Origin of the sequence: Xanthobacter autotrophicus, assembly GCF_029991245.1 — a bacterium.
In the GTDB taxonomy this organism is placed as follows: Bacteria; Pseudomonadota; Alphaproteobacteria; order Rhizobiales; family Xanthobacteraceae; genus Xanthobacter; species Xanthobacter autotrophicus_C.
Genome location: NZ_JAIVFO010000161.1, coordinates 1 through 9483 on the forward strand (window position 1 = coordinate 1; position 9483 = coordinate 9483).

Below are 9483 nucleotides of genomic sequence, written 5' to 3' on the forward strand. Positions count from 1 at the left end.
TGCGCGAGGCGCGCGCCGGCAAATCCCGCGCCTCGCGCAAGCAGGCCGCCGCCGAGCATGCGCGGGTGGAGGCCCTCGTGGTCGCCCGCCACGCCACCGGCGAGATGCCCACGAAAGAGCAGGTGCTGGCCTTCATCGCCACCCAGAGCGGCGAGGTGGGCAAGCGCGAGATCGCCCGCGCCTTCGGCCTCAACGCGGCGCAGAAGATCGAGCTGAAGAGCCTGCTGCGCGACCTGTCCGAGACCGGCACCGTGGAGCGCAGCCGGCGCCGCCTGCACGTGCCCGGCGCCCTGCCCGGCGTGGTGCTGGCCGACATCGTCTCCCGCGACGCCGACGGCGAGCTGATCGCCGTGCCGGTGGAATGGGACAGCGAGACCCAGGGCGATGCCCCGCCCATCCTGGTGCAAGTGCCCCGCAGCACGCCGCGCCGCGCCGTGGGCCCGGCCCCCGGCCTCGCCGACCGGGTGCTGCTGCGCATCGTGGAAGGCTCCATCGAGCATGGCGTGGCCCATGTGGGCCGCGTCATCAAGGTGCTGGAGAAGGCGCGCAGGCAGACCATCGGCATCTTCCGCGCCGCGCCGGGCGGGGAAGGCGGCGGGCGCATCATCCCCATCGACAAGAAGCAGCTGGGCCGCGAGCTTCAGGTGCCCCCCGGCGCCGAGCACGAGGCCAGGGACGGCGACCTCGTCACCGTCGAATTGATGCGTCAGCGGGTGTTCGGCCTGCCCACCGCGCGGGTGAAGGAGAAGCTGGGTTCGCTGAGCTCCGAGAAGGCGGTGAGCCTGATCGCGCTGCACGCCCACGCCATCCCCCACGTCTTCCCCGAGGCGGTGCTGAAGGAGGCCGAGGCGGCGAAGCCCGTCACCCCGCGCGGCCGCGAGGACTGGCGAGACGTGCCGCTCGTCACCATCGACCCGCCCGACGCCAAGGACCATGACGACGCCGTCCACGCCATGCCCGACGACGACGCGGCCAACGAAGGCGGCTTCATCGTCACCGTGGCCATCGCCGACGTGTCGGCCTATGTGCGCCCCGGCTCGCCGCTGGACCGCGAGGCGCTGATCCGCGGCAATTCGGTCTATTTCCCGGACCGCGTGGTGCCCATGCTGCCGGAGCGCATCTCCAACGACCTGTGCTCCCTGCGCCCCAGGGAGGACCGCCCGGCGCTGGCGGTGCGCATGGTCATCGGCGCGGATGGGAGGAAGCGCCACCACAGCTTCCACCGCATCCTCATGCGCTCGGCTGGCAAGCTCGCCTATGCCCAGGCCCAGAACGCCATCGAGGGGCGCACCGACGACATCACCGACCCGCTGCTGAACGGCGTGCTGAAGCCGCTCTACGCCGCCTATGCCTGCGTGAAGAAAGCCCGCGACGCCCGCCAGCCCCTCGATCTCGACCTGCCCGAGCGCAAGATCGTGCTGAAGGAAGACGGCACGGTGGACCGCGTGGTGGTGCCCGAGCGGCTGGACGCCCACCGGCTCATCGAGGAGTTCATGATCCTCGCCAACGTGGCCGCCGCCGAGACGCTGGAGGAGAAGAAGACCCCCCTCGTCTACCGCGTCCATGACGGCCCCTCGCTGGAGAAGCTCTCCAACCTGCGGGAATTCCTGAAGACGCTGGACATCGCCTTGGCCAAGATCGACCAGGTGCGGCCCTCCCACTTCAACCGCATCCTGGCGCAGGTGAAGGACACGGACGCCGCGCCCCTGGTCAACCAGGTGATCCTGCGCAGCCAGAGCCAGGCGGAATATGCCTCCGAGAATTACGGCCATTTCGGCCTGAACCTGCGCCGCTACGCCCATTTCACCTCGCCGATCCGCCGCTATGCGGATCTCGTGGTGCATCGCGGACTGGTCCGCGCCATGGATTTCGGCTCGGACGGCCTGCCGCAGGACGCCACCACCGCCACGCTGGGCGAGGTGGCCGCCGCCATCTCCGTCACCGAGCGCCGCGCCATGGCGGCCGAGCGGGAGACGGTGGACCGGCTCATCGCCCATCATCTCGCCGACCAGATCGGCGCCACCTTCAACGCCCGCATCACCGGGGCCACCAAGGCGGGACTCTTCGTCGCGCTCGATATCACCGGAGCGGACGGCTTCATTCCCGCCTCGACCCTCGGCCAGGACTATTACCGCTACGACGAAACCCGGCAGGCCCTGGTGGGCGAGCGGACCGGGGAAATGCACCGCATCGGTGACCGGGTGGAGGTGAAGCTGGTGGAGGCGGCGCCGGTGGCCGGCGCGCTGCGGTTTGAGCTTCTGACCGAAGGCTCCTATGTAAAGGGACCGCGCGGGCGTCCTGGCCCGCTCCGGCGCGGGGGCGGACGCAAGGGTGGCTCTCCGGGCGGCGCCCCAAAGGGTGGTGCCCGGCAGGGTCCGGCCGGACGGCATGCCGGCAGTGGCCATCCGGGCCGAAGCCCGCCCGGAAAAGGCCCGCGAGGCAAGGGGCCGGAAGGAAACGGGCCGGAAGGAAACGGTCCGTAGGGAAAGGGTCGGTCGCGCCCTTAAATCGCGACCTGACGGGGGTCTGAAGGGGTTCAACGGTGACCACGCCTGCGACCATGACGGTGACGCACACGCTCGCCGGCTCCGAGCCGGGCGATGCGCGCGGCCGTGCGCCGCTTGAACCTCCGGCGTCCCCCCGCGCCGTTCCCGAGGCGCTGCTGCGCGGCGCGCGCGGCCTGTGCCCCGCCTGCGGCGCCGGGCGCCTGTTTTCAAGCTATCTCAAGGTCTCGCCCTATTGCCCGGACTGCGACGAGGAGCTGTATCACCACCGCGCGGACGATGCCCCGCCCTATGCCACCATCCTGCTGGTGGGCCACATCGTGGTGCCGCTGATGGTGCTGGTGGAGGAGATGTACCGTCCCGAGGTGTGGGTACACCTCGTCCTGTGGCTGCCGCTGACGCTGGCGCTGTGCCTGAGCCTGCTGCCGCCGCTCAAGGGCATGCTGGTGAACCTGCAATGGGCGCTGCGCATGCACGGCTTCGACCCCCAGAGCGCCGAGCGGGAAGGACCGCCCGACGGGGTGGTGCCCGTGGTGCGCGCTGTCCGGCCCATCCGCTGAGGCCCCGGCAGCATTGGCACTCCAGAACATCGCCCAAAACGCACGCCTCATGAGCACTGACGCGCAATGACCGACTTCGCCACGCGGCTGACCCAGGCCGAGCGCCGCCAGGACTGGCCCAACGTCCGCCCGAGCGACGCCGCCACCCTCATCCTCATCGACCACAAGGGCAGAAAGCCCCGCGTGCTCATGGGCCGGCGCCATCCCAAGCTGAAGTTCCTGCCCGGCGTCTTCGTCTTTCCCGGCGGGCGGCTGGAGAAGGCCGACCGGACCATGCCGGTCTACGGCGTGCTCGACGCCGACAGCGAGCGGCGGCTGATGACGAAAGTGCAGCGCCCCACCCTCTCCCGCGCCCGGGGCCTCGCCGCCGCCGCCATCCGCGAGATGTACGAGGAGACCGGCCTCCTGGTGGGCACCAAAGACCTCGGTACCCCGCAGGCGCCCTCCACCGACTGGCGCGCGTTCGAGGAGCGCGGGGTGTTTCCCGATCTCGGCGCCCTCACCTATGTGGCCCGCGCCATCACCCCGCCGCGCCGGCCCAAGCGCTTCGACACCCGCTTCTTCGCCGCCGACGCCCGCGCCGTGTGCGACGAGGTGACGGGCCTCGTGGGCGAGGAGTCCGAGCTGGTGGAACTGGCCTGGCTCACCTTCGCGGAAACCGCCGCGCAGGAGTTGCCCACCGTCACCCGCGTGGTGCTGGAAGAGCTGGCCCAGCGCATCGAGGCCGGATCGAGCCCGCGCCTGCCGGTGCCCTTCTACGCCATGCAACACGGGCAATTCGTCCGCACCCTGCTTGATTGATACCCCGCTTATGCACGCACCCGACCGGCCGCTGGGCCACATGAGCCGCACGGCCTCCATCGCTGCCGCCATTTCCGCCATCACCGTCGTCGGCGTCGGCATCAGCCTCTCTATTCCGCTGCTGGCGCTGGAACTGGAGGTGCGCGGCATCTCCAGCACCTGGATCGGCGTGAACACGGCGGTGGCCGGGGTGGCGACCATCCTCACCGCGCCGTTCGTGCCCATGCTGGTGCGCAAGGTGGGGCTGCGGGCGCTGCTGGTGGGCGCCATCGCGCTGGCCGCCGCGAGCCTCGTGGGCTTCAAGGCCGCGCCCTCCTTCCTCATGTGGTTTCCGCTGCGCTTCACCTTCGGCGCCGCGCTCTGCATCCTGTTCGCGGTGAGCGAGTTCTGGATCAACGCCCTGGCGCCGCCCCACCGGCGCGGGCTGATCATGGGCGTCTACGCCACCGCCCTGTCGCTGGGGGCGGCGCTGGGCCCGGCCATCCTGAGCATGCTCGGTGCCTCGGGCTGGGCGCCCTATCTCGCGGGGGCGGCGGTGCTGTGCCTCGGCGCCATTCCCATCCTGCTGGCGCGGGGAATCACCCCGCGCATCCACAGCGACGACCATCACGGCGTGCTCACCTTCGTGCTCCGCTCGCCATCCGCGGTGCTGGCCGCTTTGGTGTTCGGCGCCATCGAGACGGCGGTGATGACCTTCCTGCCGCTCTACGGCCTGCGCCTTGGCCTGTCCGAGACCAGCGCCTCGCTGCTGCTGACGGCGGCGGTGCTGGGCAATGTGGCCTTCCAGATCCCCATCGGCCTCGTCAGCGACAAGGTGGACCGGCGCATCCTGCTCCTCATCTGCTCGCTGGTGGGCGCGGCGGGCGCGCTGACCCTGCCGTTCGTGGCGGTCTCCAGCCCGCTGTTCCTGGCCATGATCTTCCTGTCCACGGGGATCGTGGGCTCGCTCTACACCGTGGGCCTCGCCCATCTGGGTGCGCGGTTTCACGGCGCGGACCTTGCGGCGGCCAATGCGGCCTTCGTCATGCTGTATTCGGTGGGCCTCATCGTCGGCCCGCCGGTGGCGGGGCTGGGCATGCGGCTCTACAACCCCTACGGCTTCGCCTTCGTCATCTGCGGCATGCTCGCCATGTACGCGGCCGTGGTGGCGAGCCGGCTCGCCCTGCGCACGCGCTGACGGGGGAGTCGGCTTGGGGACCGGGACCCGCCCCGGCCTTGACATTTCGGGCGCCGTGGGAGAGTTTCCGCCCCCACGAGCCGCCGGCACCGGCAGCGCGTCCGTTTTTCTTTTCGCAACCTCACGGTTTTCGCAAACCAGACGGTCGCGCGCCGCACGCGGCACCCAGGGATCAAGACATGGCCAAGGCTGCAACCATCAAGATCAAGCTCCTGTCCACCGCGGACACGGGCGTGTTCTATGTGACCAAGAAGAACTCCCGCACCAAGACCGACAAGATCGTGCTCAAGAAGTACGACCCGGTGGTGCGCAAGCACGTGGAATTCCGCGAGACCAAGATCAAGTGATCCACTGCGGCGCCGGGCGATCCGCTCGCCTGCGCCGCGAGATCTGCTGGTCTTCAGGCCTCAGAGCCATCTAGACCTGAAAACCACTTCAGACCTGACCTGGGCGCCGCATGGCGCCCTTTTCTTTTGGCGCCGCACGCCCGACGGGGTGAAGCGCACCGCCAGCGCGCGTCCTCCGGTGGAAGTCGGTACGTCTCAACCTCATGCGTGGCCTTGCCCGAATACCTATCGCGATAACAAGGGCGGGCAACATGACGTAGGCAACGAAAAAAATCACAAACGGAGCCATCGAAGCAATCCAAGGTTGTTACCTACCGCCCACAACCCTATCGTACCATCATGCGGTGATTTAATACCATTTAAAAATGCAACCGAGCCCCAAAAACAGGCTCCACACTCCAGCCTCCGGCGGTGGCATGGCACCTGGGCCGACGCGCCGGGTCTCCGCCGCAGTGGAGCAGGGCACACCCATGGTCAGGCAGGCGGTCAAGCGCGTTGCTGGCGCGCGTGGCCTGTGCCTCGTCAACGATGTTGGGGAAGTCCTGAATCGACCGTGTGGTTCAACCACAAGATATTGATTTTATATATAAAATTGACGCGATATCGGAGCGTCGGGGTATCGACCTGATCCTCTGGAGCGCGCGCAGATCAGGTTGATTCAGGCCGATCGGAGCCGGCTCTGGAAGGTAGGCTGGCCGGTGGGGAGGAAGCGGGGAGGCCTCCCGCAACGCTCACCCACCGGCCAAACCCCACGGACCCAGGAGATGCGGCGGACCTGAGCACTCCGCAGGGTTGTCCTGATGGCGGGAGACACCGGCGCCGCGCAAGCGCAGCATCCAGGCGGCCGTTCACGACCGTGCCTTTCCCGCTTTGTATCTGCCGAGATTTGAAGACTAGCACATCACGACAAAAGGGAAAGCCGCCGAATCGGTGGGCCGCCGGCTCATCTTCCAGGCCGCTTCCCGGCTCCTTCCCGGCCGCGCGGAACCCGGCGCTGCAGCCCCGCCAGGGGCCCCTACCCGCCGGCGAACTGGCGCACCGTCTGGAGGAACTTCGCCACCGAGATGGGCTTGGAAAGGTAGGCTTCGCAGCCCCCGGCGCGGATCCGCTCCTCGTCGCCCTTCATGGCGAAGGCGGTCACAGCCACCACGGGAATGGCCTTCAGCTCCGGATCGGCCTTCAGCTTGCGGGTCACATCGAGGCCGGAAATCTCCGGCAGCTGGATGTCCATGATGATGAGGTCGGGCCGGTGGGCGCGGGCCAGCTCCACGGCCTCGACCCCCGAGCGCGTCTCCACCGTGCGATAGCCGTGGGCTTCGAGCAGATCGTGGAAGAGCTTCATGTTCAGCTCGTTGTCCTCCACGATCATCACCGTCTTGGCCATCCCCATCCCCCGGACCCGCCCTGCGCCGTCCACCCTTCGCAGCCCGCGCGGAACGTGCTGGAATGGGACGACACCTAGACCCCATTCCTTGCGGAAGCGCAAATGCCCATTCAAGACAAAACAAGAGGCCTCAAGGCGCAGCGCGAAGCGGCGCAGGAGGTGGCGACCTCCGCCCTCGCCTTCATCGCCGCCGATGGCGAGCGGCTGGTGCGATTCCTCACCGAAACCGGCCTCTCCCCGGCGACGTTGCGCGAGGCCGCCGCCCGCCGCAGCTTCGGCGCCGGCGTGCTGGCCTTCCTCATTTCGGACGAGGCCATGCTGGTGGCCTTCGCCGCCGAGAAGGGGCTCGATCCCCGGCACGTGGTGGGCGCGCTGGAAATCCTCGCGCCCCAGGCGGACCCCGATGCCACGGTGCGCCGGCCCATGTAGGGCGACCTCCGGTCGCTCTACATCAGCAAAAGCGAGGGCGACCTCCGGTCGCTTTACATCAGCAAGGACGAGGGCGACCGCACGAATCGCGCGTCCGGGACAGCCGTATGAACGCCCCCGGCTTCTGCCGTGATTGCCTTTCCGACGCGCCCCAGACAGGTGGCCTTGCAGGCACTCGCTGCTCGGCCTGCGGCAGCCCGCGCCTGGTGCGCCATCGGGAGCTGGACACCCTCAGCGTCGCCCATGTGGATTGCGACGCCTTCTTCGCCGCCGTGGAAAAGCGCGACGACCCCAGCCTTGCCGACGTGCCGCTCATCATCGGCGGCGGCAAGCGCGGGGTGGTTTCCACCGCCTGCTACATTGCCCGCATCAAGGGCGTGCGCTCGGCCATGCCCATGTTCAAGGCGCTGGCGCTGTGCCCCGAGGCGGTGGTGGTGAAGCCGAACATGGAAAAATACCGCACCGTGGGCCGGCAGGTGCGAGCCATGATGCAGCAGCTCACCCCGCTGGTGGAGCCGCTCTCCATCGACGAGGCCTTCCTCGACCTCTCCGGAACGCAGGCGCTGCACGGCGCCAGCCCCGCCCGCACCCTGGCGCGATTCGCGCAGGCGGTGGAGAAGGAGGTGGGAATCACCGTCTCGGTGGGGCTCGCGGCGAACAAGTTCCTCGCCAAGATCGCCTCCGACCTCGACAAGCCGCGCGGCTTCTCCGTGCTCGGGCAGGCCGAGGCGGCGGCCTTCCTGGCGCCGCGCCCGGTCACCTTCATCTGGGGCGTGGGGGCGGCGTTCGGCGGCAAGCTGGCGAAGGACGGCTTCCACACCATCGCCGACCTACAGCGCGCCGCGCCCGCCGATCTCGCCCGGCGCTACGGGGCGGAAGGGCTGCGCCTGTCGCGCCTCGCCTTCGGCATCGATACCCGCGCGGTGGAGCCGGAGCGGGAGGCCAAAAGCGTCTCGGCGGAAACCACCTTCGAGCGCGACACGGGCGCCCTGCGCCCGCTGGAGCAGACCCTCTATGCCCTCTGCGAAGAGGTGAGCGAGCGCCTGAAGCACGCCGGCATCGCCGGCCGCGCGGTGACATTGAAGCTCAAGAGCGCCGACTTCCGCCTGCGCACCCGCTCGCGCACCCTGGAAGCGCCCACCTGCCTTGCCGCGCGCATCAACGGGGCGGCGCGGGACCTGCTGGCGAAGGAGGTTGACGGCACCTTGTTCCGCCTCATCGGCGTGGGGGTCTCGGACCTCTGCCCCATCGCCGACGCCGACCCGGCCGATCTCGTGGACACCTCGACCTCGCGCCTGAAGGCGACCGAAAGCGCCATGGACCAGCTGCGCGCGCGATTCGGCCGCGGCGCCCTCACCCGCGGCATCCTGCTGGACGCCACCACGGACCGGCGCAAGAAGAAGTAGCGCGGCGCCCCCCCTCTCCCGCTGTGGGAGAGGGGGGTGAGGGGACGGCGACGCCGAAAAACGCCTGTCTGCCCATGATCGCAGCAGACCCCTCACCCCGGCCCTCTCCCGCAAATGGGAGAGGGAGAACGACTTTTTCGAACCCAACGAAGTGACCGCCCCCAAGCAGCGCCCGCTTGACTTACGCTATATCTGAATGAATATAGCTAACACGCAGACACCGCGGCGGGAGGCCCCTTCATGGAGCGGGACGACATCATGGGCGAGGACCTTCTCGCCTTCGACGTGGCGGTGGACGGCAGCCGCATCCGCATGAGCTTCAGCCGGCCGGACGGGACGGCCACGGCGCTCAACCTGCCGTCCGACTGCCTCAAGGCCATGGTGATGACCCTGCCCAAGATGATGACCGAGGTGCTGCGCGCCCGGCACAGGGACGACAGCCTGCGCCTCGTCTATCCCGCCCACATGGTGCGCATCGAGCAGGCGTCCGAGCCGCAGACCCTCATCCTCACCCTGTCGACGCCCGATGGCTTCGAAGTGTCCTTCGCCCTCGCCGGCCCGCAGCTGAAATCGCTGGTGGCGGCCGAGGCGGCCCTGCCCCGCGTGCAGGAGGCAAAGGCGGCGAAGGCCGCACGGTTCAACTGATCTCTCCGGGCCGCCGGCCTCCCGGTGGCGGCCCGTTTTTTCTTCCTGGCTCCCCCTCCCCATCCCCCTCTCTCGTGGCATGTCGAACGGAGGCCCCGGACACGTCCCCCGTGCCCGGGGCCGAACTGTTTGTGCCGTGGTGTCTCAGTTTGAAAAGAGCCGCTTCGACTGGGCACGCTCTGAACCCTCTCCCGCTTGCGGGGGAGGGCAGGGAGGGAGCAGACATTCTC

The 9483-nt window shown here is 69.0% G+C and carries 9 protein-coding genes; 8 read left to right on the forward strand and 1 reads right to left on the reverse strand.

Features of this window, described 5'->3' with window-relative positions; translation table 11 throughout:
- Positions 1 to 104: 104 nt before the first annotated feature.
- From rnr to rpmG, 5 genes are all read left to right on the forward strand, one after another.
- A complete protein-coding gene (gene rnr, locus K9U41_RS19735) occupies positions 105 to 2483 on the forward strand; it encodes a ribonuclease R (RefSeq protein ID WP_282642570.1) in 2379 nt (792 codons plus the stop codon).
- 59 nt (positions 2484 to 2542) lie between these two features.
- Positions 2543 to 3064 (forward strand): DUF983 domain-containing protein, encoded by a 522-nt coding sequence (locus tag K9U41_RS19740; RefSeq protein WP_282642563.1) that lies wholly within the window; start codon positions 2543 to 2545, stop codon positions 3062 to 3064.
- A 66-nt stretch (positions 3065 to 3130) separates the two neighbouring features.
- Positions 3131 to 3865, forward strand: a complete 735-nt coding sequence (locus K9U41_RS19745; protein WP_282642564.1) for an NUDIX hydrolase — start codon at positions 3131 to 3133, stop codon at positions 3863 to 3865.
- 10 nt (positions 3866 to 3875) lie between these two features.
- The gene (locus tag K9U41_RS19750; protein ID WP_282642565.1) at positions 3876 to 5042 is read left to right on the forward strand and encodes an MFS transporter; all 1167 of its coding nucleotides are present in this window, start codon (positions 3876 to 3878) and stop codon (positions 5040 to 5042) included.
- 179 nt (positions 5043 to 5221) lie between these two features.
- Positions 5222 to 5389: a 50S ribosomal protein L33 gene (rpmG, locus tag K9U41_RS19755; protein ID WP_282642566.1), complete on the forward strand. Its 168-nt coding sequence runs from the start codon at positions 5222 to 5224 to the stop codon at positions 5387 to 5389.
- A gap of 1015 nt (positions 5390 to 6404) precedes the next feature.
- Here the strand turns inward: rpmG and K9U41_RS19760 are convergent.
- Complete coding sequence (locus tag K9U41_RS19760) at positions 6405 to 6773, reverse strand: response regulator (protein ID WP_041575964.1); 369 nt, start codon at positions 6771 to 6773, stop codon at positions 6405 to 6407.
- A 102-nt stretch (positions 6774 to 6875) separates the two neighbouring features.
- On the opposite strand from K9U41_RS19760, the gene K9U41_RS19765 reads away from it, so the two are divergent.
- From K9U41_RS19765 to K9U41_RS19775, 3 genes are all read left to right on the forward strand, one after another.
- Positions 6876 to 7202 carry a DUF3572 domain-containing protein gene (locus K9U41_RS19765; protein WP_282642567.1) on the forward strand — a complete coding sequence of 109 codons (327 nt, stop codon included), beginning with the start codon at positions 6876 to 6878 and terminating at the stop codon, positions 7200 to 7202.
- A gap of 107 nt (positions 7203 to 7309) precedes the next feature.
- On the forward strand, positions 7310 to 8608 hold the full coding sequence (locus tag K9U41_RS19770; protein WP_282642568.1) for a DNA polymerase IV: 1299 nt from the start codon (positions 7310 to 7312) through the stop codon (positions 8606 to 8608).
- Positions 8609 to 8848: 240 nt separating this feature from the next.
- Positions 8849 to 9253 carry a hypothetical protein gene (locus tag K9U41_RS19775; protein ID WP_282642569.1) on the forward strand — a complete coding sequence of 135 codons (405 nt, stop codon included), beginning with the start codon at positions 8849 to 8851 and terminating at the stop codon, positions 9251 to 9253.
- The last annotated feature ends 230 nt before the right edge of the window (positions 9254 to 9483 follow it).

What these genes read in the sequence shown, in the direction of transcription:
- K9U41_RS19765 (WP_282642567.1), top strand. Translation starts at nt 6,876, where the DNA reads ATGCCCATTCAAGACAAAACAAGAGGCCTCAAGGCGCAGCGCGAAGCG.
- K9U41_RS19770 (WP_282642568.1), top strand. Translation starts at nt 7,310, where the DNA reads ATGAACGCCCCCGGCTTCTGCCGTGATTGCCTTTCCGACGCGCCCCAG.
- K9U41_RS19760 (WP_041575964.1), bottom strand. Translation starts at nt 6,773, where the DNA reads ATGGCCAAGACGGTGATGATCGTGGAGGACAACGAGCTGAACATGAAG.
- K9U41_RS19745 (WP_282642564.1), top strand. Translation starts at nt 3,131, where the DNA reads ATGACCGACTTCGCCACGCGGCTGACCCAGGCCGAGCGCCGCCAGGAC.
- rpmG (WP_282642566.1), top strand. Translation starts at nt 5,222, where the DNA reads ATGGCCAAGGCTGCAACCATCAAGATCAAGCTCCTGTCCACCGCGGAC.
- rnr (WP_282642570.1), top strand. Translation starts at nt 105, where the DNA reads ATGCCCACGAAAGAGCAGGTGCTGGCCTTCATCGCCACCCAGAGCGGC.
- K9U41_RS19750 (WP_282642565.1), top strand. Translation starts at nt 3,876, where the DNA reads ATGCACGCACCCGACCGGCCGCTGGGCCACATGAGCCGCACGGCCTCC.
- K9U41_RS19775 (WP_282642569.1), top strand. Translation starts at nt 8,849, where the DNA reads ATGGAGCGGGACGACATCATGGGCGAGGACCTTCTCGCCTTCGACGTG.